Here is a 24,479-nt window from a genome sequence, read left to right as displayed (position 1 = left end):
CTGGCGGCCGTATCGTAAATTAGACTCCAAATATATCCGATACATTGCTAGTTCCGTTACACCGATTCGATACAGGGTAACGATGATGAGCCGCCCTTTTGCATATTGCCGGGTTAGCACTGGCGATCAGACAACCGACAATCAGGTTCGAGAGATTGAAGGCGCCGGCTTTGCGCTCGATCCAAAGCGGATTGTCACCGAAACCGTTTCGGGCTCCATCGCCGCAATGGAGCGGAAGGGGTTCGCTAAGCTCGTTGATCGCCTTGAAGGTGGCGACATCCTTATCGTCACCAAGCTCGATCGCCTGGGCAGGAATGCCATGGATGTTCGGGCTACGGTTGATCGGCTGGCTAAGGATGGGGTGCGGGTTCATTGCCTTGCGCTTGGCGGGGTCGATCTAACGAGCCCGGCCGGTAAGATGACAATGGGGGTGATCGCTGCCGTTGCCGAATTCGAACGCGACCTCCTTATAGAGCGCACCCAATCGGGGCTTAGTCGGGCGAAGGCTGCCGGCAAGACGCTTGGCAGGCCGATGGTGCTTACTAATGAGCAACAGCAGGCTATCCGATCAGCTCGGGCTGCAGGTGCATCGCTGGGTGTATTGGCTAAACAATACAGTGTTTCGCGGGCTGCTATTCAGAGGGTCGAGAAAAGGACCTAAGTGTTGAGCTTCGTTTCTTTTCTGCTAGGTTCGCATAGCTTGTTCAACAGCCGGTTGAGGAGCGGGGAGAATCTTAATGGCACTCAGCATCGCAGAACTTTCTTTGGTGGAGCAACGGGTTGCCAACGACAGTCCTAGCACCGGTGTCGCCTATCTTCTCTGGTTGTTCCTATGGTTCGTTAGCGCCCATCGCTTTTACCTAGGGAAGACGGGCACGGCTATTCTCCAAATCCTATCCTACTTTGTGTTGGTAGGCTTTGTTTGGGTATTGATCGACGCGTTTCTGATCCCCGGCATGATCCGAGCAAAGAAGGACGAAATCAGGCATAACGTTGTTACCCAGCTTTCAGCGGCAGCAAACTGAAGCGATGTAGAAATCCCCTGTCCTTTCGGCGGGATCAGGGCGGATAATCTCTGATAATATCCGATCGCGAGATATGGGCTTGTGCCAACTTACTGATTAAGCAGCACGGTAACGATGCTTGGTTCCACGCCGCTCAACGTGCTGATGAGCTTTTTGAGGGCGGGCGATCGAAGGCCACAGGAACTTCATTCGCATCCTAGAGCGCATCAAACAGCTAGAGGCCATTGAACCGCGCCGGCTCGCGCCCGCGTGGCATATAAGCGGCTCGGTTCACCGTCGGCATCCTGTTTACCGCAGTCTTACGGCAAATCAGGCGGCGCGACCAAATATGAAGGCTAGCTTTACAGTTACGCTTTCTTGTTCTAGTAGGAGGTTGTGATTACGCCTCAGGACAGCTCCCCGACGCCCCAGGCGGACAGTCTTGCGAGGGAAATCCGCGCGCTTGTCGGCAAGCTGAAGCGCCGGCTGCGCGAGCAGGCTGCGCCCGGAGACCTGACGCCATCGCAGGTATCCGTCCTGCTCCGGCTGGAGCGGGAGGGGCCGGCGACTACGTCGAGCCTCGCCCGGCTCGAGGGGATGCGCCCGCAATCGATGGGCGCGGTAATCGCTCCCCTCGAGGAGGCTGGCCTGGTGAGCGGTACGCCGGATACGAAGGACGGACGCCAGACCATCTTGTCGCTCACCCAGGCGTGCCGGAAATGGGTCGAGGAAGGCCGCGCGGCGCGGCAGGACTGGCTGACCCGCACCCTCCAGGCGCGGCTGTCTCCGCAGGAGCAGGACAAGCTCGGCGAGGCCATCGCGCTGCTCAAGCGGCTTGTCGACGACTGACGAGGCTCAAACGCTCTCGAACTCGATTGGAACCCCCTTGGCGCCGACCACACTCGACCCGCACACCGCCCTGGTAATCATCGATCTGCAGAAGGGAATCGTCGGCTTGCCGGGCATTCCCGCCATTGGCGATGTCATAGGGCATGCCCGTGCGCTGGCCGACGCCTTCCGCGCGCGCGGCCTGCCGGTGGTGCTCGTCAACGTCGCCGGCAGCGCGCCGGGCCGGACGGAACAGCCGCCGCGTCAGACCGGACCGCGTCCGGAAGACTGGACCGACTTCATCCCGGAACTGGACCGGCAACCCGAGGACATTGTCGTGACGAAGCGGACCTGGGGCGCGTTCGCGAGCACCGATCTCGAAGCGCAGTTGAAAGCGCTCGGCGTTACCCAGGTCGTGATCGCGGGCATCGCGACGGGGACCGGCGTCGAGGCGACGGCACGGCAGGCCTATGAGCAAGGCTTCAACGTCACCCTGGCTATCGACGCCATGACCGACATGCGTCCCGAGGCGCATGACTACAGCATCAGTAAGGTCTTCCCGCGGCTCGGCGAAACCGGCGCGACGCGGGAGATCGTCGACCTCCTGCAGACGAGGAGCGCGTAACGTGCAGTGGCTTGCCCTTCTTTCCTACTTCTTCGGCGGCGCCTTCCTGGCAAACGCGGTCCCCCATTGCGTCAGCGGTATGCTGGGGAGGCCATTCCAGAGCCCCTTTGCGAAACCGCCGGGCGAGGGGCTCTCCTCCTCGATCGTCAACGTGCTCTGGGGCTTTTTCAATATCGTCGTTGGCTATGTCCTGGTCTGCCGCGTCGGCGACTTCGGGTTGCGGAACACGGCCGACGTTCTGGCATGCGGCGCCGGTGCTCTCCTGATCGCTCTGTTTTCTGCCCGTCATTTCGGCCGCTTCCACGGCGGCAATGCGCCGGAGCAACCGTGATGGCGCCACCGACGGGTATCGTCCGGTCGCCGCGAAGGTTCAATTATCGCGTCTGGGCGGCGTGCCGCCTCGGGGTGTGCGGCCGCAATCCTTCTACGCTCTGGCGCGAGGACTCCCCGGATCGTCCTTACTCGACGATATTCGGCAAGCGCCCCGCCAGCGCACGGAAGATACCTCCAGCCGCAGGAGTCGCGCCAGCAGGCCGGCGGGAGACTTCTGCCGAATGTCGCGCCGGGTCTCAACCCTCCAGTGGGGGTAAGAGCCCCGCCCGCAGCTTCGGGGTCCAAGCGGCGCCCGCGCTAAGCCGCCGTAAAGGATGGCGCCCCGCCCCGTGTAGAGGCCGAAACGGGGCGCCGCTGACGTCCCGCTCGCCCGAGCGCCAGCCTCGAAACGCTGCCGCAGGCTCGGCCCGGCTTCAACGGGGATTTCGAGTATAGTTATCGCTCTTTTCACCTAAGGGCTATCTTCCGGCGCCAGGAAATTTCCCGCGACATCTTCAACAGTATTAATACGTAGTAGGACGTAGTATATCCGTATGGCGCAATGGCTCTCAAATCGGGTGAGCGGACCGTTGAATTTGGAGAGAGCGATAAGTGTGAAATTAACCATGATATTCATGTGACGACTCGGGCGTCGTCTATGGAGGGTCGAGATGGGGATATATGTCGAACGAAGACTTGTGGACTTGAGATCGGCTCTCACGAATGCAACCGATCCGGAAGAGGTGCGGCGCTTAAGGCGAGAGATCGCGCTGTTGGAAGCCGAAATAAGGATCGAGCAGCGGATCCGAACCAAGCAATAGCCGCGGGCCGCTATCGCCACTTTGGGCATAAGGCTACTCTGTCGCTACGATGCCGTGGACGAACATCAGCCGTCCGCGAACCGACCGCGGGCGACTGCGGGCCTTTCAAGAGGCCGGGCGATTGAGGGACATCATCGTGTCCACGATAGCAGACGTACTTCACCATGCACCCATTGCACTCTTCCGCTTCGCGGTGAGCGCTGGCCACGCACTGCCAAATGTGCAGATCCGCCAAGTTGGCATGGGCGACTTGAGCCTCGATCGAATCGGCATGCATCGCGCTTTCGATTTCTTGAAGCGCACGGCGCCGAAAATATTGTTAATCGCTGCGGTGTTGCTGCTCGCTATCGGCGCGGCTGAACGAAGGAGAGCGCGCGCCCGAAGAAGGGCAGGACGTTATCCTGAAAGCGGAACGCAACACGGCTTGTGTGCGTGCCGCTGTAAACCTCGAAGCGATTGCCAATGCCATAGGCGTCGAGCGCCTCGTGCATCCTAGTCGTATCGCCGACCAGAGTGTCCTGATCGCCCACATCCATGCCGATCGCGCGATAGCGACGAACCTTTGCGATATATTGATCGAGGAAATCGAGCGGGGCGTTCGCCGCGCGCTTGGCGATGATGTCCGGGCGTTCCTTGCCCTGATCGTCGACCGGCAGATCGACAAACAGCGGCGGGTTGTGCGGGTTGGGCGCGAAAGCTGCGGAAATTGCGAGCGGGCCCGCAAATTTGAATGGCAGATCCTTGGCGGCCGCGATGCTCGTGAGCGCGCCGATCCTGGCCGCATCGTTGCCGGTGAGCCCCTGCGTGCCGAGTGCCGACAGGCAGCACGGCGACATGAGATAGAGCGCACCGAAGCGTTCGGCGCGCAGGATGCCGATGCGCGCGGCGCCATAGCCGCCCATCGAATGGCCGACGAGGCCGCGCGCCTCGGGCCGCGCGATCGTGCGGTAATGCGCGTCGATATATTCGATCAATTCATCGGCGATGAAGTTCTCGAAATTCCCGGTCGTAACCGAATTGGAATAGAAGGCGCCGCCATATTCGTTCTTGCTGTTCGGAAACACCATGATCATTTCCGGCGTGCCCTTGGCGAAGGCCGCCGCAACGGTGTCGGGGACATGAATCTCCTTCAACCATTGAGCGGCGTCGATCGAATAGCCGTGAAGCGCGTAGACGACGGGGTAACGCCGTTTGGGCTGCCGGTCATAGCTGGGCGGAAGGACGACGTAGACCTCGCGCTCAGCCGACGTGCCGAGAAGATTGCCCGCAATTTCGCGCGAATGGATCTTGATCGCTTCGATGCGCGGTGCCGGAGCGTTGGCAACCGGGAGCGGTGCCTCGGTCGCCACCTGGGCCATGCCGCGGCCCGGGTGCAACGCTACGATCGCCGAAGCGAGAACGATCCCGGCCAATTTGGTCCACCCGCGCATCCATCCGTCTCCCGTTCTGTCGCTTCGTGTTTTTCAAGCGTCGCAAGCGCTATTCTTGGGCGCGATCTTGCTGGATCGCAGCGAGAGCGCAATCCAGAGCCGCCTTCAACTGGTCGATAGCGGCGGGAGACAGGGCCTGATGGATCGGTGCCTCGATCCGCGAGACGATCTCTCCCATCTCGCGCACGGCAGCGTGGCCGGCGTCGGTCAGGAACAGCTGATTGTGTCGACGATCCGAGGCGAGGGCCTGACGCACCACCAGCCCGCGATCCTCCAGTTCGTGCAGCAGCGCGACAAGCAGCGTCTTCTGGATGCCCGTCTCGCGGACGAGCGCGGTCTGCGACAGACCGGGATTTGCCTTCACCAGGGCCAGCACCATGAATGCACCGCGGCGGAGCCCCCAGCGCCGCATTCCCACGATCATCGGCGCCGACAATGCCGCGCGCAATCGTTGCATCCGAAATCCGAGCACATCCTCGAGCAGCCCGAAGGCGACGGGCGTTGGTGCATCCTCGCTTATCATGGCGCCACCACACCCAACCGGCGGACCAAGTCAACGGGATCGTAAAAACAGTTCATAAAATGAACCGTATTGACGATCGTTCATAAGGTGAACTAGAAATCGATTCGATAAAAACGGGAGAGGTGCCAATGGCGACGGCACGATCGATGGTGGCTGGCGTGACCGTGGCGGGGCGGCCGATGCCGCAATTCCAGCATATCCAGGTCACGCCGCTCACGGGCGCTTGCGGTGCGGAGATCCGCGGCGTGGACCTCCGGCGCCCTTTATCGCCCGCCGTCCTGGCCGAGGTGATGGGTGCGTTCGAGCATTTCCTGGTGATAGTCTTCCGCGATCAGCCGCTCACGCCCGAGCAGCACAAAAGCTTCTCGCGCCATTTCGGTGAACTCACCGATCTGCCGCAGGCCCCCATCTTTCCGGGGCATCCCGACATGCAGGAGGTGCGGCGCGAGGCGGACGAGCCGGCGAGTGTCGTGCCCTTCACCCGCTTCCACTCGGACAGCCCGTTTCTGCCAAATCCGCCCAAGTGCATGGTCATGCGGGCGATCGATGCGCCGGCCTATGGCGGCGACACGGCCTTCGCCAACATGTATCTCGCTTATGAAGGGCTGTCGCCGGCGATGCAGGCCCTCGCGAACGGGCTGCGCGTCGTCTATTCGGGCAAGGATATCTGGAAGAAGAACCAGGCGCTCGATCCGGAAAAGCGGCTGCGGCTGCGGACCGCGCACGATTTCACCGAGGATCGGCTGGAAAGCACCCATCCGGCGGTGCGACGCCACCCCGTGAGCGGACGCAAGGCGCTCTATGTCTGCCGGGCCTATTTCAAACGTTTCGAAGGCTATGGCGACGACGAGAGCCAGGCGCTGCTCAACTTCTTCGACTCGCTTCCGTACCGGCTGCAATATCAGTGCCGCGTGCGCTGGGAGCGCAACACGGTGATCGTCTGGGACAACCGCTTTTCGCAACATTGCGGCGTGCACGACTATGAAGGCGAGCGCCGCCATCTCGTGCGTACGACCGTCGTCGGCGAGGCGCCTCTGCCATGATTTCGAATGTTCCTATCTACCGAATTTGCAGTCAAGGAATGCCGCGATGATGAGTCCGCGTAAGGTGATCGCCTGTCTTGTCGCGTTGACGATTGCCGGGGCGGCATCCGCCCATCACTCCTTCGCGGCCTTCTTCGATCCGGACAAGACGGTGACGGTCAAAGGCACTGTCACATCATACCACTTCACCAACCCGCATGGCCTGATCGCGATCGATGTGCGCGGCGCGAACGGGCAGGTCGAGCATTGGCGTGCCGAAACCAATGCGCCGGTGGTTCTGATGCGGCGGGGCTGGACGCGCGAAACCCTGAAACCGGGGGAAGTCGTCACGCTGACCGGCTGGGCATCGCGCGACGGCCAGCCTTACCTGCGACTGCGCCAGGCCAACCGCGCTGATGGCACGGTCATCGGCACTCCATTCAGCACGGACGACAAGTGAGCCTGCGGTTCGCGCGCGCAAGCAGCATGTCCCGCCTGTTGGCGGGCGGACTGCTGCTATGGGCCGCTTCGGCCGGCGCGATCGCCCAATCGCCAGCGCCGGCGGTGGGTGGGACACATCCCGATCTGTCCGGCTTCTGGAATTCGTCCCCCCAGCAGCATCCGTTCGATCCTGGCCTGATGGCCAAGCTTCCACCCAATACCGGGATCGTCGACGATAGCGGCTTTGCTGAGTTTCCGCAGGGCGAATATGGCGGCCTCAAGCCCAAGCCCGACGCACTCGCCGCCGCGCGCAAGTGGAAGCCGTCGGATGAGATGACTGTCGCGCGCACCTGCGCCGCGCCTTCCATCGTCTACGCGATCCAGGGGCCGTTCCCGTTCGAGATCTACCAGACACCCACGTTGATCGTGTTCAAGTACGAATATTTCGATCAGGTGCGGGAGATCTTCATGGACGGACGCGACCATCCGCCCGCGGACGCGCCGCATTCCAAGACGGGCCATTCGATCGGCCATTGGGAGGGCGACGAACTGGTCGTCGATACGACCCATCTCTCTGCCGCCACCATCACCAACAACGGGCTCAATCATAGCGATCAGATCCATATGGTAGAGCGTTACAAGCTCAGTCCCGATCATAAGACGCTGATGGCGACGGAGTGGTTCGAGGATCCACAGGTGCTGGAGAATAATGGCGCCAGGTTTATAAAGTGGACCGCGCACCCCGGCAGCTATGTATTTCCGTACGATTGTGATCCGTCGTTCGGTCAGAACTACCAAAACAAGAAGTAGGAGTACTTTTTTCGGGGATGGCCAGATCAAAATATTCACTGGCCGACACATTAACAGGAGGGGAATTCCATGCGAAAAGCACGTATATATGCCACGATCGGCACATCGACCGGTCTGATCGCCGGCCTTGCATTCTGCGCGTCGGGGGCGATGGCGCAGGTTGCAGCCGGTGCGTCGAATAGCGCTGGTGCCGCGGCCGCGGCAGCCGATGCTCCGCCTGCGGGCGGTCCTGACGAGATCATCGTCACGGCGCAGTTCCGATCGCAGAAGCTGCAGGATACGCCGATCGCGATCACCGCGGTCTCGTCGGCGATGCTCGAATCGCGCAGCCAGACCAACATCGCCCAGGTTGCGAACCAGGCGCCGTCGGTCACGCTGAAGCCGCAGGGCGCCGCTTATGGCCCGGCGCTTGGCGCGAACATTCGCGGCGTCGGCCAGTTCGACTTCAACCCGGCGCTGGAGCCCGGCGTCGGCTTCTATGTCGACGATGTCTATTATGCGACGCTCACCGGATCGATCCTCGATCTCCTCGATCTAGACCGGGTCGAGATTCTGCGCGGTCCGCAAGGGACGCTCGCCGGGCGCAATTCGATCGGCGGCGCGGTCAAACTCTATTCCAAACGCCCGGAGGGAGACGGCAGCGGCTATATCTCGGCGACCTATGGCAGCCGTAACCGGATCGACCTGCGGGGTGGCGCCGATTTCAATCTCGCGCCCGGCGTCGACGTTCGGCTGTCCGGCGTGGGCAAGAAGCAGGAGGGGTACGTCAAGCGTCTCGACTTCGGATGCGTCTACCCTGCCGGCGGACCGGCGACATTGCCGGCCAACGCGCCTCTCAATGCAGGGACCGCCATCAACCCCGCAGGCGGCGTGCCCGCGACGACCACCGGCAACTGCCTCCTCGCGAAAGAGGGCCAGGTCAATTACATTGCCGGACGCGCCCAGATCCGGCTGCGGCCGACCGAGACGTTCGAGGTCAATATCGCCGGCGACTATACCGACGATGATCGCACCACCGCGCCGAATATCCTTCTGCAGCGCAATTATCCGAACGGGGATCTTGCAAGCCCCCGCTTTCCGCTGCCGGCGAGCCCGCCTTATGCCAGCGCCACGCCTCCGGGTCGCGATATCCAGCCCTTCAACGTGACGGTGCCCTACGACACGCGCTTCGTGTGCGGAAAATATTGCACCTACGAGAATTTCATCGATCCGGCCGACGGCTCTTATCCAGCCGGGCAGGCGGACGGGCGCGTCCGCTTCCGGGGCTGGGGCGTGTCGGGCGAGGCCGAATGGCAGCTGGCCGAAAAGGTGAAGCTGACGTCCATCACGGCGTACCGCGCCTACAATTCCTACTTCTCGAACGACAATGACGCGTCGCCGCTGTCGCACAGCCTGGGCTATGGACCGCTCACGTTCCACTTCTTCAGCGAGGAAGCGCGGCTGAGCGGATCGATTGGTGACAGCAACAAGCTCCAATATACGTTGGGCGGCTATTACAGCGATCAGAAGTCGGTCTATAAGTCGTTTCAGGATCTGCGCTATTCGGCGCTGCGCTTCGAGCAGGAAGATCCGGTCAAGGCGAGCAGCAAGGCCGTCTTCGCGCAGCTCGCCTGGACGCCGCTGCCGCGGCTGACGTTCAACGGCGGCCTGCGGTACACCAAGGAATTGAAGACCTATACTTATGTCCGCCGCAGCCCCGAGGGCGGCGTCGCCCCGCCGGCGCTGGCGCCTTTGAACGGACTGACCGGCAAGTATAGCGGAGACCGGGTCGATTATCGGGCCAACGCCCAATATAATTTCACCGATACGATCATGGGCTACGCGCAGATTTCGACCGGCTTCAAGGGCGGCGGCATCAATCCGCGGCCGTTCTTCTCGCAGCAGGTGCAGTCGTTCGGCCCCGAGACGCTGACGGCGTACGAAATCGGCGCGAAAAGCGATCTGTTCGATCGCAAGGTGCGGTTGAACCTCGCTGCCTTCCTCAGCAAGTATAAGGGCATTCAGCTTTCTCTGGGCAATTGCACGGCGCTCACGGGTGCGGGCTTCGGCGTGCCGTGCGCACTTCCGACCAACGCCGGCGATGCCGACATCAAGGGCGTCGAGTTGGAAACGACGATCCGCCCGGTGGCGGGCCTCGTCTTCGACGGGTCGTTCAGCTATCTCGACTTCAAATATACGAAGTTCGGGACGTACACGGCGACCGTCAACGGCGTGACCTCCACCGTGAGCGTGGGCGGCCCGACCAATCTCAACGGCCCGCAGTTCGGCGATTATCCGAGCTACACGCCACGCTGGAAGTGGAGCGCCGGTATTCAATACGAATTCGGCTTGAGCGCGGCAGGCACGCTCACGCCACGCGTCGACGCGGCGTTCCAGGGCCATCTCTACACGGCGGGCGCGAACCGTTCCTCGAACATCATCGACGGCTATACCATTGCCAATGCCCGACTGACCTGGCGTAATAAGAAGGGCGATCTGGAAGCGGCGCTGGAAGTCACGAACTTCACCGACAAATATTATTATCTGACCGTCTCCGACGGCTCCATCAGCGGTGGCGGCACGATCACCGCCCAACCCGGCCGGCCGCGCGAATGGGCGTTCAGCGTGAAGAAGAAGTTCTAAGTCTTGGGACCGCGGTCGCTTCGGCGGCCGCGGTCGATCCTATCGAGCAGCAGGAGCATAGCATGAGACGATTTGCGCTCGCAGCCGCGCTGGCGATTACCAGCGTCGCGGCGCCGGCATTCGCTGCAGGCAGCGAAACCGCGCAGGAGCGGCACAACAAGGCGCTGGTCATGGCGTTTTACGACAAGGCGCTCAACGCCAAGGATTTCGACGCCGCCGCCAAATATCTCGGCGATCGCTACACGCAGCACAACCCTACCGCCAAGGACGGGCCCGAAGGGCTGAGGGGGTTCATCGCCTTCCTCAAGGAAAAATTCCCCAATTCGCACAGCGAGATCAAGCAGGCCTTCGCCGACGGCGATTACGTGATTCTCCACGTCCATTCGGTGCGCGAGCCCGGCACGCGCGGCAATGCGATCATCGACATCTTCAAGCTCGAGCGCGGCAAGGTCGTCGAGCATTGGGATGCGGTCCAGCCGATCCCGGAAAACCCGATGAATTCCAACACGATGTTTTGAGCGGGCCGATAGCTGCCGGCAACGGGAGAGGACGAAGCATGGCGGCAGATCGACGGAGCGGCCATTGGTGGATCTTTGGCCACGGCATTGCGGCGATGGCGCTTGCCTTGCTGCTCCCGTCGACCGTGCGCGCACAGGCGAATGCGCGCGGCGACGTCGAGCGATGTGCGGCGCTGCGGGCGACGTCGATCGATGGCGCGGTGATCGACGAGGCTGCGCTATCGACCAGTGCCCCTCCGCCCGCCGGTGCGAGCGGGCAAGGCGCGGCGCCGATCGTCCTCCCGCGACATTGCCTCGTCCGGGGCACGATAAACCGACGGATCGGCGCGGGTGGGCGCGCCTATGGCATCGGTTTCGAGCTTCGGCTGCCGGTCGATTGGAACGGGCGCTTTCTCTTTCAGGGGGGCGCGGGGCTCGACGGCGTCGTGGCGCCTGCAATCGGCGTCATTCCCAATTCCGCGCAGCCGCCCGCGCTCGTCGGCGGGTTTGCCGTCGTATCGACCGACGCCGGCCACCAGGGATCGCCTGTCGACGCCTCGTTTGCCGTCGATCAGCAGGCGCGCATCGATTACGGATACAATGCGCTCGACAAGGTCACCCTCGCGGCCAAGGCATTGATTGCGCGCTATTACGGCAAGCCACCCGTTCGCTCCTACATGGTCGGATGTTCGAACGGGGGGCGCCAGGCGCTGACCGTCTCGCAGCGGCTGCCGCTCTACTTCGACGGGATCGTGGCGGGCGATCCCACGCTTCGTTTCTCCCGGGTCACCCTTGCGGAAGTGTCGAACCTCCACGCTCTGGCGCGGATCGCCCCCAAAGACGGCCAGGGCCAGCCCATTTATGCGCGCGCTTTCTCGGATGGCGATCTGCAACTCGTTCGCGCGGCCGTCCTCAGGCGTTGCGACGCAAAGGATGGCTTGTCCGACGGGTTCATCAATGACTGGCGCCGTTGCGACTTCGATCCCGGCGTGCTGAGCTGCCGGGGGGCGAAAGCCGCGTCATGCCTGTCGCCTGCCCAGGTCGCGGTCTTGCGCGATCTGCACCGCGGCCCGCGCGATCGCGACGGTAACGCGCTCTACGGCGCCTTCAACTACGATACGGGGATCGCTTCGTCCGCGTGGCGCGGCATGCGGCTGGGATCGGGGCAGGGGAAACCGGCCGATGCGACATTGGGCCTCGGCGCCTTCAAGTATCTCCACCTCACGCCGCCCGACCCCGCATTCGGCCCCGAGACGCCCATCGACTATGGCGAGGTGGTCGAACGGCTACGCCATACCGCCGCGCTCACCGACGCCGACAATCCGTTCCTCGGAAGCTTCGCCGGTCATGGGAAGATGATCGTCTACAACGGTCTGTCGGATCAGGGGCTCGCCTCGAACGTCGTCGCCGCCTGGTACGATCAGATGGTGGCGTCGACCGGCCCCTCCGGCCGAGAAGCGGTCAGCCTTTTCCTCGTTCCGGGCATGCTTCATTGCGGCGGAGGCGAGGCGACCGACCAGTTCGATATGCTGGACGCGATCATGCGCTGGGTCGAGCAGGGGCAGGCGCCCGCGCGTATCCTGGCCGGGTCGCGCAAGTTCCCTGCGGTCCAGCGCCCGCTCTGCCCGTACCCCACCATCGCTCGGTACGTTGGCGGGGACGTGAACGCGGCCGACAGCTTCGCGTGCCGGCTTTGAGCTAAGGCTGGTCTGCAACTGACGAGGCGCCAGAATCTTCCTGCGGTGGCCGAGGCCCCTACAAACCCGTGACCGGCGTGAGCAGGGGAGCACCGCGGAAGTGCCGTTCGATGTTGGCGCGCAACTGGCCGAACAGATCTTCGCCGGCCTCGTAGGTATAGCCGGCCAGATGGGGGCTCAGCACGATGTTGGGCAGGTCGCGCCAGCGGGCGGGATCGGTAGGCTCCTGCTCGAACACGTCGAGCGCCGCGCCCGCGATCGTCCCCGCTGTCAGGGCGGAAACGAGCGCCGCCTCGTCGACCAGGAAGCCGCGCGAGACGTTGATCAATACGCCATCCCGCCCCAGCGCGTGGAGGATCGCGGCGTCGATCTGGCCCGCATTCTCCGGCACGGCGCGCGTGGCGACGAACAGGGCGTCGCTCTGTTCGGCCAAGGCGTGCAGGCTTTCGGCACGCGGAAAACCCGCATCGGCCTGATCGCGCGGTCCCCACCAGGCGACCTCCATTTCGTGCGCGGCGAGGCGCGTCGCAACGGCGTGGCCGATCCTCCCCAGACCGACCACGCCGGCCCGCCGGCCCCGCAGCGAGCGGCGCGCGACGACCCCCTCGCGCCAGCCGCCGGCGCGCACGAGCGCGTCGGCCGCCGGAATGCCGTGCCACAGGGCGAGAAACAGCGCGATGGCATGATCCGCGACATCGTGGGCGTTGACCCCGGCGCCCGTCGTAAGCGCGATACCCCGGGCGCGCAGGCGCGCCAGATCGATGCCCGCGTAGCCGGTCGAGAAACAGGCGACGAGCTTCAGGTTGGGAAGCGCGTCGATCAGGCTGTCGGGCAAGGTTTCGCCGCAAGCGACCGCTTCGATCGCATCCCGAGAGACGTTCGAAAGGTCGCCCGGCAGCAGGATATCGGCGTCGATCTCCAATCCACTCAGCCTTTCGATCAGGAATGGACTGTGGATCAGGAGTGCGGGCCGGCCCATAATCGTCAGGCCGGCAGGCGGAAGCGCGCGCGCGCCTCGGCGACGGTCGCGGGCGCCATGCCGTAGAATTTGGCGATCTCGACGGCGGCTTTCACCATGTCGCTATTGTGCCGTCCGACGCTGCCATCGGGCAAGTGGACGCCGTCTTCGAAGCCGACGCGCGCCAGATCGCACCCCATCGACATTCCCAGCGTCACCATCCTGAACATGTCGCGTCCGGTGCCGGTGACCCCCCAGATCGCCTTGGGGAACAGCCGCTGGCCCTCGTCGATCGAGAAGAGCAGGTTGCGCGCGATCGGCGGCGTCGCGCCAAAGCCGCCGCCATGGAGCAGCCAGACATTGTCCCGATCGCGATCGAACAGGCCCTCGGCGGCATAGCGCAGCAGGCGATGGAGCGTGCTTGCCTCGACGATCTCATATTCCAGCGCGGATCCCTTGGCGTAGACCGCCTCGATCGTCTTCTTGAGCAATTCGGGCGAGTTCACGTAAGGCGTCTCGCCCGGGTAGCCGCCCTCGGGATTGTAGAAATCGGCCGATCCCGCCGCGATCCCGAACAGATCCTGCTGCGGCTCGATCCCGAGCAGGCCGAGCCGTTCGGCATCGTCGGGCCAGTATAGCCGGCCGGTCGTGGCATCGCGGCGGACGCCGATGCCGTTGGTCGTCTGGATCAGGATCGGCGATCGGGCGCGTATCTCCTGGATGATCTGCGAATAGATGGCCGGGTCACCCGAATTCCTGCCCTCCTTGTCGCGGGCATGGACGTGCACGACCGACGCGCCCGCCTCGTAGCAGCGCGCCGCCGCCTCGCCGATCTCGTCGGGCTGCTTCGGAATGATCGCGCCGTCGCGATCCTGCTGCATGCCGCCGTTGAGCGCGACCGTGATGATGACCTTGTTACCTTCGAGCATCGAAATCCCTCCGCTTCGGCAAACCCGATGGCGGGTCGCGGCTGCCGCGTCTGTCCTCTTCCGGCGGGACAAGGCGGCTGTCCTCTCTCGAAAGGACAACGGGGCGACAGGGGACGTGCGAAGACCGGCGCGAGAGAGGATGTCGATATGACAGCGCGCAACGAGGAGTCTGCCGCCGCCGAGGTGTCGGCCGTGTTCGACATGCCGGTCATCGCGATCTGCTCGCTCGCTTATCTTCTCGACGGCGTGGTATTTTCGATCATGGGGCCGCTGGCGCCCGAGATCGCCCATACGCTCGCTTTGACCAACGCCGCGCTCGGGCCGATCTTCTCGGCCAATCTCGCGGGGCAGTGCTTTGGACTGATCCTCTTTCCACTGCTCGCCAACCGGACGGGCCATCGGATCGTGGTGGTCGGCACGCTGGCCGGCTTCGGGCTTTTCCAGGCGATCAGCGGCGCGGCGGAGACCGCAAGCCAGCTTTTGCTGCTGCGCTTCGTCACCGGCTTCTTCCTCGGCGGGTCGCTGCCCAGTTGCATGGCCATGGTGACCGGGGCCGCACCGCCGCATCGTCGCGGCCTTGCCGTGACCGTGTTGTTCACCGGCTATGCTATCGGATCGACCGCAGCGGGGCTGCTGTCGGGGCTGTTCCTTGCCCATGGCGGCTGGCGCGCGGCGATGATTGCCGTCGGCGGGCTGTGCATTTTGTCCGCGGCGATCGCATGGGTCTGGCTTCGCGAGCCCACCGCGTCGGCCGACGCCGATGCCGCAGCGTCGCCCGGGGTGATCGGGGACGCGCTCTCGCTGCTCTCCCCGCCTTATCTGGTCGGTACATTGGCCCTATGGGTGCTGTTCATCGCGATGCTGACGCTGAGCTATTGCCTCAATTCGTGGCTGCCGATCATGCTGGTGCAACTGGGTCGCGATACGGCCTATGCGGCGATGGCCGTCTCGGTCTTCTCGTTGGGCGGGATCGTCGCCGCTCTGGGCGTCGGTTTGCTGATCGACCGTTTTGGGGCAACGCGCGTGCTCGTCGTTTTTCTCTGCGCTGCGAGCCTGTTGCTGGTCGTGATCGGTCAGGTGCTGGCGAGCGCTTCCCCGCCCGTGTTGCTGGCACTGCTGATCGTCTGCGGCTTCTTCGCGCTGGGCGCCTATGGCGGTGTCAACGTCGTGCTGGCGGGCTTCTACCCGTCGGCCACGCGGGCCTTCGGGATCGGCGTCACCAAGAGCGTCGGGCGCGTCGGCACTGTCGTCGCGCCGATCCTCGTCGGGGTGGCGCTGAGCGCGGGCATGCATGCGGAGACCGTCATGTCGCTGTTCGCCATTCCCGCCGCTCTGGCCGCGGCGGCATTGCTTGTCATCGCCGCGGCAAATCGTGGTAGATACGATCCCGACAGCCGCGCGAAGCCGGAGGCCAGGGAGAGTTGACCACGATCCAGCAGATCACCGACTGGCACGCCAGCCGATCGATCGGTCCATCCTACGAGCGGCTGCTCGGAGCGATCGGGACCGAGGAATTCGGCGCGACCGTGCGCGATTCGATCCTCGCGGTGACGTCCGGCGCCCGGCGGGTCTATCTGTTCGAGGCGACCGGCCGGCTCGACAACAGCCTGCAATATTATTCGTGCGAGCCCGGGCTGATCGAATTGCTCCCGCTCTACAACAAATCCTATCTGCAGCTCGATCCGGTTAGTGACGCCTATCGCGCAGCCGCCGAGCCCAGCGATACGGTGTTCCAGCGGATCCTGCCCTCCGATATCGCGTCGGCGGGATTTCGCCGCCGCTTCTTCGAAGAGCCCGGCATCATCGAACGCATCTCGATCGTTCAGCGCGGCCCGGACTCCTGGCGCGCCATGAACATCGCCCGCCACCAGTCCGACGGCTATTTCTCTGACCAGGAGATTTCCGCCCTCGTCAATCTCGCCTGGCTGGTGCTGCCCATGCTGCCGCTCAACCGGCAGCGTCCGGGCGTCGCGCCGCGGCTTGGCGCCGAGCAACTCGAAAACCGTTTCGCTGCCCGCTTTCCGGCGTTGACGCTGCGCGAACGGCAAGTGTGCGCGCGCGCGGCGATCGGGATGACCGTGGAGGCGACCGCGCTCGACCTCGGTATCGCCAAGACCTCGGTGCTCACCTATCGACAACGGGCCTATCATCGCCTGAGCGTCACCAGCCCCTATCAGCTCTGCCTGCTGGTCAGCCACTGAAGCTCGTGCCTAAGATCAGAACCATGATTAAAAGCGTCATCCCCGCGCAGGCGGGGATCCATAACCTCCAACCCTTGAGAATATGGATTCCCGCCTGTGCGGGAATGACGGCATGGGCTGTGTACGATTCAGGGCTGGAGCAGGACAAGATGAGGTTGAATAGCTTGGTTGGTCCAACCTGAAGTCACCCGGTCTTAGGCCGGCTCCGGGCCGCGCGATTGTCCTCTAGCCGACGGACAGACCTTTTTCGGCGGCGCTCCTACCCCTCCGCGCAATCAAAAAACTCTTCGGGGGGATTGCGCCATGTCGAGGGTCGGTTTCGGTAGCTCACTTCTGGCTCTCGCGTTCGCGGGCGCCGCGCCCGCGTTCGCGCAAAGCAGCCCGACCACGCCGGCCCCGGAGCAGGGGCTGGCAGACATCGTCGTGACGGCCCAGCGGCGCACCGAAAGCGCGCAGAAGGCGGCGCTATCGATCGTGGCGGTGTCGGGCGACGCGCTGCGCAATGCCGGTGTCACCAATATCGACGCCTTGGCGCGCCAGACCGCCGGCATCGAAATCCAGCCGAGCGGAGGGCCCTACACCACCTTCACCGTCCGCTCGGTGAGCAATCTCAGCGGCAACGCCTTTTCGGACCCGTCGATCGCGGTGAACGTCAACGGCGTCTATCTCGCGACACCGACGACGTTTCGCGGGCTCTTCTACGATCTCGACCGCGTCGAGCTGCTCAAGGGACCGCAGGGCACGCTCTATGGTCGCAACGCCACCGGCGGCGCGATCAACCTCATTCCCAACCGTCCGACGTTCCGGTTGGGCGGCAATGCCGGCATCGTCCTCGGCAACTATTCCCATTTCGACGCCAATGCGGCCTTCAACCTGCCGCTGTCGGATGCGGTCGCGGTCCGCATCGCCGGCCAGCATGCCAAGCATTCCGGCTATATGAGCCTCGGCACCAACGACGAAGACGTCAACGCGGTGCGCGGATCCGTGCTGTTCCAGCCGTCCACGGACCTGTCGATCCTGCTGTCCGCCGATTGGGCGCACGAAGGCGGGAAGGGGCCGGGTGCGACCTTGCGCAAGGCCTGTTCGGCGCTGGGTCGGCCGGGCGTCAGCTGCTTCGTCGCCGATCCCTATACCGATGTCGGCGATCTGCCCGCTTACTACACTGCGGCGGGCATCGCGGTGCAGTCGCGCGATCCCTATCTCGACAGCGATTATTATGGGGTAGGCCTCAACGCCGACTGGACCACGCACATCGGCACGGTCTCGCTGGTCGGCGGCTATCGCAAGTCCGACGTGCGCTACAACAGCACCGCGACGAGCTGGCAGATCATCGAGAACCAGCATCCTACGCAGAAGTCGCTCGAGCTCCGCCTCGCCTCGCCGAGCGGGCAGCGGCTCGGCTATGTGTTCGGGGCTTATTATCTCGATACGGCGATGCACGCGCACGCCAATGGCGAGAGCGCGACCGCGCATAATTATAGCGATCAGAGGACCAATTTGACGGGTTGGACCGGGGCGCTGTTCAGCCAGCTGAACTACGGCCTGACCGACACCTTCCGCATCGTCGGCGGTGTGCGCTACACCTATGAGAAGAAGAATTCGGACAGCAACCGCTATCGGCTCGTGGCCAACGGGCCCGATCCGGTCATCCCCGCGGCACCGCCGGGCGCGCCGACCAACGTCATTGCGGGCTCGCGCGACTGGAACAAGGTGAACTGGAAGGCCGGCGTGGAATATGATGCCGGGCCGCGCAGTCTGCTCTACGCCAATGTCAGCACCGGCTTCAAAGCGGGCGGCTTCTATTACGGGCCGCCGGGGTTCACGACGTACGAGCCCGAGAAGGTCACCTCGTTCGTGGCCGGCTCGAAGAACCGCTTCTTCGACAACAGGCTGCAGCTCAACCTGGAAGGCTTCTACCTCAAATATTCCAACCAGCAGGTCAGCTTCGTCAAGCTCGTCACCGGCCTTGCCACGCTGGTGACCGAGAATGCCGCGCGGAGCCACGCTTACGGGTTCGATCTCGACAGCCAATTTCTGGCGACGCCGACCACCCGGCTGAGTTTCCAGGCGCAATATCTCCACTCGAAATATGACGACTTCACTTATCTGACGCTGGGCGCGCCGCCGGCGGCGCGGACGAGCTGCACGGTTTCGGCGGGTTCGCCGCCCAATGCGGCGGTCGACTGTTCGGGCCAGACCACGCTGCGCTCGCCGACCTGGACCCTCGTCGGCAGCGTCGAGCAGGGCATCCCGCTTCCCAACGGCGGTCGGCTCGTGGGCGAGGCCAACGTCCGCTATGAAGGGCACTATCAGACCGATCTGTCCTACCTGCCTGAGGGCGTCGCGAACGCCAGCGCGCGTGTGAATTTGAGCTTCGGCTACGAGGCGCCGGGCAACGCTTTCTCGCTCAAAGCCTATGTCGACAATGTGACCGACGCGACCACCATCACCGCGACGACGATGAGCACGAGCTATGCCGTCAACCAGGCGTTCGGGGCGCGCCTGCTTCCGCCGCGGACGTTCGGCGTGCGCGGACAGGTGAAGTTCTGATGGGCGGGTTCGATGACGGTCGCGAACAGGCCGGTCTCGCCGTGCTCGAACAGCTCGGCTGGGGGCAGAATGAGGGCGTGCGCGAGCTCGACGAGGATTTGTGGCGGATCGTCACCGAGACAAATTTCGGGACGATCTGGGCACGCCCGGGCCTGGCGCTGCGCGATCGCGAGCTGATCTGCCTGTCGATCCTGATCGCGGTCGGCGCGCACGGTGTCGCCCTTCACTTCAAGCATGCCCACAAGCTCGGCTTCACCGAGGACGAACTCAAGGAGATCGTCCTCCAGACGATCCCTTATGCCGGGCTGCCCAAAGCGCTTCAGGCGATGGCCATCCTCAAGCGCACGCTCGCCGGCGAGGAACCGCAATTATGATCGACAATATCATGGACTCGCAGGCGACCGGCGCCGGGGTCGAATGCTCGGCGGCCGAGTGGGACGCGCGCGTCGACCTGGCGATCGCCTATCGCCTGCTCGACTGGCAGGGCATGACCGATCTGATCCATACCCATATCTCGGTCCGCGTGCCGGGCGAGGAGGGCCATTTCCTCCAGCTTCCCTACGGCCATCTGTTCGGCGAGGCGCGCGCATCGCAGATGGTCAAATGCGACGTCGACGGCAACGTCATCTCCGATCCCACCGGGCTCGGCATCAGCCGGGGCGGCTTCTGCATCCACAGCGCGATCCATATGGGCACGCCCGCCGCCGCCTGCGTGATGCATGCCCATACCGAGGCGACGATCGCGGTGGCCAATTACCGCGATGGGCTGCTGCCGCTCAGCCAGCATGCACTGCGCTTCTACGGCAAGATCGCGTATCTGGATTATACCGGCGTCTTCGATACGAAGGAAAAGCGCGACGCGCTGCCGAAAACGCTCGGCACAGGCGACGTGTTGATGCTCCGCAACCACGGGCCGCTGGTGATCGGACCCACCGTCGCCGAGGCGTTCTCGCGCATCTATTATCTCGAACGCGCCTGCCGAATGCAGGTGGCCTCGCTCTCGCAATGCACCGATCCGGCGTCGCAACTGGTCTACCCGAGCGAGGGCGATTGCCGCGCCATGGCGCGCGCCTTCGAAGGGGGCGAGCGCGTCATCGCGCGCGAATGGAGTGCGCTGCGGCGCATGCTCGACACGGCCGGTGCAGACTACGCAGCCTGATCCTTCACCCGATAAGCAGGCGCGCGCCGAGGGCGGCGGCCAGGGCCGGGATCATGGTCACGGCGCCGACCTTCAGGAAACGCCAGAAGCCGACATCCTCGCCCTCGCGGCGGATGGCCTGCAGCCACAGGATCGTGGCGAGCGAGCCCGTGATCGAGAGATTGGGGCCCAGATCGACCCCGATCAGCAGCGCGTCGACGATGAGCCGGGGCGGGTGGGCCTGCGCCACCGCGGTGCTGGCCACGAGCCCGGCGGGCAGGTTGTTCATCAGGTTCGACACGAATGCGAGGATCGTGCCCGAGGCCGCCGCACCGCGCACCGGATCGGACGCCGCCGCCTGGAGAGCAAGCGCGACCTTGTGAATCATGCCGGTCCGGTCGAGCGCCTCGACCAGCACGAACAGGCCGGCGACGAGCGGCAATACGCTCCACGAGACCGAGCGCGCCAGCCTGATCGGCGATTGCCTTGCCAGCGCGCAGACGCCGAGCGTCGTCGCGATCCCTGCAAGGCATGTCGGCAGCCCGAGCGGTCTGTCGAGCGCGGACATCACGATGAGCAAGGCGGCCGTCGCCGCGATGCCGGCAAACGCCGCCTTGCCGCCGTGCGACAGCGGATGACGCTCCGCGCCGTGCTCGCAACGCGCGGCCAATCGTTTGCGCTCAGCCCACCGCAACATGATGTAGGTCACGACGATCGACGCGAGCGAGGGCAGGGCGAACGACCCGAACCATTGGCCGAGCGGCGGCATCTTTCCGCCGTACAGGACCAGGTTGGCGGGGTTGGAGATCGGAAGCACGAAGCTTGCGGCGTTGGCGATGAGCGCGCAGGCGAAGAGCAATGGCAGCGCGTCGGCCTTGGCCTTCCTGGCGGCCGCATAGACGGCCGGAGTGAGCACGACGGCGGTCGCGTCATTGGACAGGAAGGTCGTCGTGACGATCCCGGTCAGGTAGACCAGCAGGAACAGGCGTGCGGTCGATCCCCCGGCTTGGTTGGCCGCTGTCGCTGCGACCCAGTCGAACAGGCCCTGCTCTCGCGCCGTTTCGCTGAGCAGCATCATGCCGATCAGGAACAGATAGACGTCGATGCCCTTGCCGACCGCGCCGAACGCCGCGTCCAGTGGCATCAGGCCGAGCAGCAGCAGCAAAACGGCGCCCGCCACGGCCCAGATCGCTTCGGGCCAACGGAACGGGCGCGCGATGACCGCCCCGGTCGAGGCCGCGCAGATTCCCAGGGTCGCGGCTGTCGCCAGCATCACCGACGCTTTCCGTTCCTGTTGGGGGCTCTGCAGGTGCCGAAAAAGACGACACGCGCATCCGCGAACATGCGAGCGATCACTTGGCAATCGGCACAATGGCCGGGATGAGCGTGCACGAACACGAGGGGCGTCTGCCTTTCCGTCTTTGCCCGCGCAAGCTCTTCGCGCAGAGACCGCGGCGCTGCCGGCCGTCAGCCTCGTTCATGTGCGGATCGCCGATACGAACCCGGCAGACCGGGGCCGTCACGCCGCTTCGTCTTCTGCGGCGCCGTCCATTCCCGCGCAGGCGCGCCGCAGCGTGCCGGCAAAGCCGATCCATAAAGCGACGCTGATCAGGGCGAAGCTGCCGAGCACGAAGAAGGTGACGTGATAGCCGAGCGCTTGCGCCAGCCAGCCACCGATCGCGGGACTGAGCGAGGCGCCGACGCCCTGCACGGTCATCACCGCGCCCTGGCCGACATTCACCCGGCCGGTCCCGTTGAGCAGGCAGGCGACGAGCCCCGGAACCGCGACGCTCTGCAGCCCGGCCCCGATCCCGTCGAGCGCCTGGACCGGCCAGACGCCCCAATGCTCGATGAAGGTTCCGGCCAGGAAGCCGCGCAACGGCAGCACCGCGAAGGAGATGAGGAGGACCAGCCAATAGCCTCTGCCGGCCGCCATGCGCATCGCGAGCAGCGACGCCACGATCATCACCGCCTGGGCGACCACGACCGTCTGGGCGACGAACAAGGCCGCATCGCCCTTGCCGGCACCGACCACCGCGAGGCCATAGAGCGGGAGCATGGCGCCGTTGCCGAGATGGAAGCAGGCGAGGGCGGCTGCGAGGATGAGCATCGGCTTGTTGCGCAGCAGCGTCCTGAAGCCTTCGGCCTTGCCGGGCTCGTCGCTATCGCCGTCCCTGCTCTCCAGGCCACGGGCTGCGCGATGATCGATCGCCTTTTCGGGGATCATCAGCACGGAGATGATCGCAAGCACGCCGAATGCCGCGGCGAGGTAGAATATGGCGGGCATCCCGAACTTCCAGCCGAGCCAGCCCGACAGGCCAGCGCCGATCATGTTGCCGGCATGGTTCCACGCCTGATTGCGACCGTTTTGCGCGTTGAAGCCTCTTTGCCGAACGATCCCGAGCGTCATGCCGGTAACGGCGGGTCCGATCGCCGCACCGGCGATGGCCGTTGCAACCTGGCTGACCGTCACGATCACGCCCGACTGCGAGAACAGGATCAGAAAGGAGGCCATCACGGTGCAGATGCCGGTGACGATCACGACCCAGCGCTTCTTGTCGGTATGGTCGATGAAGGCGCCCGCCGGCGCGGTCATGATCATGCCCGCAATCCCGCCGGCGGTCATCACCGATCCGATCGGGCCGGACGTCCAGCCTTTTTGTTGCAGGAAGACGCCCAGGAACGGGCCGATCCCCGCCTGCATGTCGGCCATGAAGAAGTTGAGCGCCTGAAGCGCCGCCGTGGCGCGCGTGGCTTCTTTCGGCGCGCCGCGGCCTTCCGGCCGTACCGCCGCAGTTGCTGTTGCCATACCGACCCCTGTTAGTCCGCGCCGCTGAACCCCCAACTCGCCAAAAAGGGTCCGAAGTGGATGCGATGTAACGGAAACATCGTCTCGCCATTGCGAGATGCCGCGTATCTAGCCGGGGGCGCGCGACGCCCACTGAACCGCGCGGTTCATATTCGGTTTAGGGTTTTGCCGTGCTTTTGGCAGCAACAAGTCCGCCGCATCGCGATCGACTTGGGGCGTATGGGGCCAGTCGCTTCTGCAACGCGACCGGTTCGCGTCTTATTGCGGTGCCGTCGCGCCCGACGCCGCTTCACCGATCGATATATTTGTCGGGGCCACGCCATAATAATTGGATACGCGATCGGCATAGGCCTGGTTGAAATCGGGCGGATTATTGGCCCAGCTGGGGCCGCCTTCCAGCAGGCGCCGATCGATTGTCACGATGAAGCCGTCGGCGACAGGGTCGTACGACAGAAGTTCGAACGGAAGCGGGTAATAGCTTCTGCCGATGCCGAGAAAGCCGCCTACGCTCAAGATGGCATAAGCAGCGGCCCCCGAACGCTTGTTGATCATGAGGCTGTAGATCGATCCGAGGGCATCACCATCGCGGGACGCGACCTTGGTTCCGTCAACCTTGTTGGATGCCAGGAGCAGATTGGTCGGTTCGGCAATATGAGCGGCGTCGACTGGGTTTGACATGCGCGATCCTCTGTTCCCACGGCAAACCGCCCTGGCGCGCAACTGTTCCGTCGATCGAGGGAGATGGCGGCGGTCATGGGGCGCCCCAAACCTTTAAGCAGGGGTTCGCGATGGCCCGGCTGGAGGAAGGCCTCTCTCGGCAGCATCACGCCGTTCGCTGCGAGCGAATGCGCGGTTCGCCCGCAGTGAAGCGAGCCTCGGGGGCCGCGGCTAGCCCACGCTGATAGGCGCGCGTGGAGAAGCGCCGACGATTTGGGGATGAACATGACGGGGATACAGTCACCCAGATGCCCCGCGCACGACCCGGTCGATCGCCGCGGCGTATCCCGGCGGGGGGTGATCGGCGGCGCGCTGCTCATCGCGGGCAGCGCGGCGATGCTGTCGCCGATGGCGCTGCGCATGCCGACACGGTCGCGCGCGCAGGGCGCGGTCGTCGCCTTCCATGCCGACCACCTCTATCTCGATCATAGTGGGACCGCCGAGCCTTATGTCCCGCCGCCCGGGCTTCGCGCGCTCGACGGCCTCGACGAGGATGCGCTCCGCCAACTCGTCTACAATCTCTGAACGCCTTCCCAACGCATCCA

The 24,479-nt window shown here is 64.3% G+C and carries 24 protein-coding genes; 17 read left to right on the top strand and 7 right to left on the bottom strand.

The window, feature by feature from the left end:
- Positions 1 to 82: 82 nt before the first annotated feature.
- The 5 genes from AB4Z44_RS11380 (at position 83) to AB4Z44_RS11360 (ending at position 2,788) form a co-directional block, all read left to right on the top strand.
- Positions 83 to 661: a recombinase family protein gene (locus AB4Z44_RS11380; protein WP_404714143.1), complete on the top strand. Its 579-nt coding sequence runs from the start codon at positions 83 to 85 to the stop codon at positions 659 to 661.
- 76 nt (positions 662 to 737) lie between these two features.
- Positions 738 to 1,025, top strand: a complete 288-nt coding sequence (locus AB4Z44_RS11375; protein ID WP_404714142.1) for a TM2 domain-containing protein — start codon at positions 738 to 740, stop codon at positions 1,023 to 1,025.
- 375 nt (positions 1,026 to 1,400) lie between these two features.
- Complete coding sequence (locus tag AB4Z44_RS11370; RefSeq protein WP_404714141.1) at positions 1,401 to 1,853, top strand: MarR family winged helix-turn-helix transcriptional regulator; 453 nt, start codon at positions 1,401 to 1,403, stop codon at positions 1,851 to 1,853.
- A gap of 37 nt (positions 1,854 to 1,890) precedes the next feature.
- The gene (locus AB4Z44_RS11365) at positions 1,891 to 2,457 is read left to right on the top strand and encodes an isochorismatase family protein (RefSeq protein WP_404714140.1); all 567 of its coding nucleotides are present in this window, start codon (positions 1,891 to 1,893) and stop codon (positions 2,455 to 2,457) included.
- A gap of 1 nt (position 2,458) precedes the next feature.
- Positions 2,459 to 2,788, top strand: coding sequence for a hypothetical protein (locus AB4Z44_RS11360; RefSeq protein ID WP_404714139.1), 330 nt, complete (start codon positions 2,459 to 2,461; stop codon positions 2,786 to 2,788).
- 1,146 nt (positions 2,789 to 3,934) lie between these two features.
- On the opposite strand, the gene AB4Z44_RS11355 is transcribed toward AB4Z44_RS11360, so the two are convergent.
- Positions 3,935 to 5,020 (bottom strand): alpha/beta hydrolase, encoded by a 1,086-nt coding sequence (locus tag AB4Z44_RS11355; protein ID WP_404714138.1) that lies wholly within the window; start codon positions 5,018 to 5,020, stop codon positions 3,935 to 3,937.
- Between the two features lie 49 nt (positions 5,021 to 5,069).
- Positions 5,070 to 5,468 (bottom strand): MarR family winged helix-turn-helix transcriptional regulator, encoded by a 399-nt coding sequence (locus AB4Z44_RS11350; RefSeq protein WP_404714137.1) that lies wholly within the window; start codon positions 5,466 to 5,468, stop codon positions 5,070 to 5,072.
- A 203-nt stretch (positions 5,469 to 5,671) separates the two neighbouring features.
- Here AB4Z44_RS11350 and AB4Z44_RS11345 point away from each other — a divergent pair, with 203 nt between their 5' ends.
- From AB4Z44_RS11345 to AB4Z44_RS11320, 6 genes are all read left to right on the top strand, one after another.
- Entirely contained in the window at positions 5,672 to 6,586 is a 915-nt protein-coding gene (locus AB4Z44_RS11345; RefSeq protein WP_404714136.1) for a TauD/TfdA dioxygenase family protein, read from the top strand.
- A 46-nt stretch (positions 6,587 to 6,632) separates the two neighbouring features.
- Positions 6,633 to 7,025, top strand: a complete 393-nt coding sequence (locus tag AB4Z44_RS11340) for a DUF6152 family protein (protein WP_404714135.1) — start codon at positions 6,633 to 6,635, stop codon at positions 7,023 to 7,025.
- 26 nt (positions 7,026 to 7,051) lie between these two features.
- Positions 7,052 to 7,816 (top strand): hypothetical protein, encoded by a 765-nt coding sequence (locus AB4Z44_RS11335; RefSeq protein ID WP_404714134.1) that lies wholly within the window; start codon positions 7,052 to 7,054, stop codon positions 7,814 to 7,816.
- Positions 7,817 to 7,885: 69 nt separating this feature from the next.
- The gene (locus AB4Z44_RS11330; RefSeq protein ID WP_404714133.1) at positions 7,886 to 10,438 is read left to right on the top strand and encodes a TonB-dependent receptor; all 2,553 of its coding nucleotides are present in this window, start codon (positions 7,886 to 7,888) and stop codon (positions 10,436 to 10,438) included.
- Between the two features lie 62 nt (positions 10,439 to 10,500).
- Positions 10,501 to 10,956, top strand: coding sequence for a nuclear transport factor 2 family protein (locus AB4Z44_RS11325; protein ID WP_404714132.1), 456 nt, complete (start codon positions 10,501 to 10,503; stop codon positions 10,954 to 10,956).
- Between the two features lie 38 nt (positions 10,957 to 10,994).
- Entirely contained in the window at positions 10,995 to 12,632 is a 1,638-nt protein-coding gene (locus AB4Z44_RS11320; RefSeq protein WP_404714131.1) for a tannase/feruloyl esterase family alpha/beta hydrolase, read from the top strand.
- A gap of 58 nt (positions 12,633 to 12,690) precedes the next feature.
- On the opposite strand, the gene AB4Z44_RS11315 is transcribed toward AB4Z44_RS11320, so the two are convergent.
- Positions 12,691 to 13,554: an NAD(P)-dependent oxidoreductase gene (locus AB4Z44_RS11315; protein WP_404714130.1), complete on the bottom strand. Its 864-nt coding sequence runs from the start codon at positions 13,552 to 13,554 to the stop codon at positions 12,691 to 12,693.
- 62 nt (positions 13,555 to 13,616) lie between these two features.
- Entirely contained in the window at positions 13,617 to 14,519 is a 903-nt protein-coding gene (locus tag AB4Z44_RS11310; protein WP_404714129.1) for a 3-keto-5-aminohexanoate cleavage protein, read from the bottom strand.
- Positions 14,520 to 14,666: 147 nt separating this feature from the next.
- On the opposite strand from AB4Z44_RS11310, the gene AB4Z44_RS11305 reads away from it, so the two are divergent.
- From AB4Z44_RS11305 to AB4Z44_RS11285, 5 genes are all read left to right on the top strand, one after another.
- The gene (locus AB4Z44_RS11305; RefSeq protein WP_404714128.1) at positions 14,667 to 15,944 is read left to right on the top strand and encodes an MFS transporter; all 1,278 of its coding nucleotides are present in this window, start codon (positions 14,667 to 14,669) and stop codon (positions 15,942 to 15,944) included.
- A complete protein-coding gene (locus AB4Z44_RS11300; RefSeq protein WP_404714127.1) occupies positions 15,941 to 16,720 on the top strand; it encodes a LuxR C-terminal-related transcriptional regulator in 780 nt (259 codons plus the stop codon). The genes AB4Z44_RS11305 and AB4Z44_RS11300 overlap by 4 nt, the downstream gene beginning before the upstream one ends.
- A 303-nt stretch (positions 16,721 to 17,023) precedes the next feature.
- Positions 17,024 to 19,270, top strand: a complete 2,247-nt coding sequence (locus AB4Z44_RS11295) for a TonB-dependent receptor (RefSeq protein WP_404714126.1) — start codon at positions 17,024 to 17,026, stop codon at positions 19,268 to 19,270.
- Positions 19,270 to 19,644, top strand: coding sequence for a carboxymuconolactone decarboxylase family protein (locus tag AB4Z44_RS11290; RefSeq protein ID WP_404714125.1), 375 nt, complete (start codon positions 19,270 to 19,272; stop codon positions 19,642 to 19,644). The genes AB4Z44_RS11295 and AB4Z44_RS11290 overlap by 1 nt, the downstream gene beginning before the upstream one ends.
- Positions 19,641 to 20,429 (top strand): class II aldolase/adducin family protein, encoded by a 789-nt coding sequence (locus tag AB4Z44_RS11285; RefSeq protein WP_404714124.1) that lies wholly within the window; start codon positions 19,641 to 19,643, stop codon positions 20,427 to 20,429. Before AB4Z44_RS11290 ends, AB4Z44_RS11285 begins: the two co-directional genes overlap by 4 nt.
- A 4-nt stretch (positions 20,430 to 20,433) precedes the next feature.
- On the opposite strand, the gene AB4Z44_RS11280 is transcribed toward AB4Z44_RS11285, so the two are convergent.
- From AB4Z44_RS11280 to AB4Z44_RS11270, 3 genes are all read right to left on the bottom strand, one after another.
- The gene (locus AB4Z44_RS11280; protein ID WP_404714123.1) at positions 20,434 to 21,684 is read right to left on the bottom strand and encodes an arsenic transporter; all 1,251 of its coding nucleotides are present in this window, start codon (positions 21,682 to 21,684) and stop codon (positions 20,434 to 20,436) included.
- 243 nt (positions 21,685 to 21,927) lie between these two features.
- Entirely contained in the window at positions 21,928 to 23,217 is a 1,290-nt protein-coding gene (locus AB4Z44_RS11275; RefSeq protein WP_404714122.1) for an MFS transporter, read from the bottom strand.
- A 258-nt stretch (positions 23,218 to 23,475) separates the two neighbouring features.
- Entirely contained in the window at positions 23,476 to 23,895 is a 420-nt protein-coding gene (locus AB4Z44_RS11270; RefSeq protein ID WP_404714121.1) for a PRC-barrel domain-containing protein, read from the bottom strand.
- Positions 23,896 to 24,159: 264 nt separating this feature from the next.
- Between AB4Z44_RS11270 and AB4Z44_RS11265 the strand changes: the two genes are divergently transcribed.
- A complete protein-coding gene (locus AB4Z44_RS11265) occupies positions 24,160 to 24,459 on the top strand; it encodes a hypothetical protein (RefSeq protein WP_404714120.1) in 300 nt (99 codons plus the stop codon).
- The last annotated feature ends 20 nt before the right edge of the window (positions 24,460 to 24,479 follow it).

Source organism: Sphingomonas sp. MMS24-J13 (assembly GCF_044905095.1).
GTDB lineage: Bacteria > Pseudomonadota > Alphaproteobacteria > Sphingomonadales > Sphingomonadaceae > Sphingomonas_I.
This window is presented reverse-complemented; position numbering and strand designations above follow the sequence as displayed.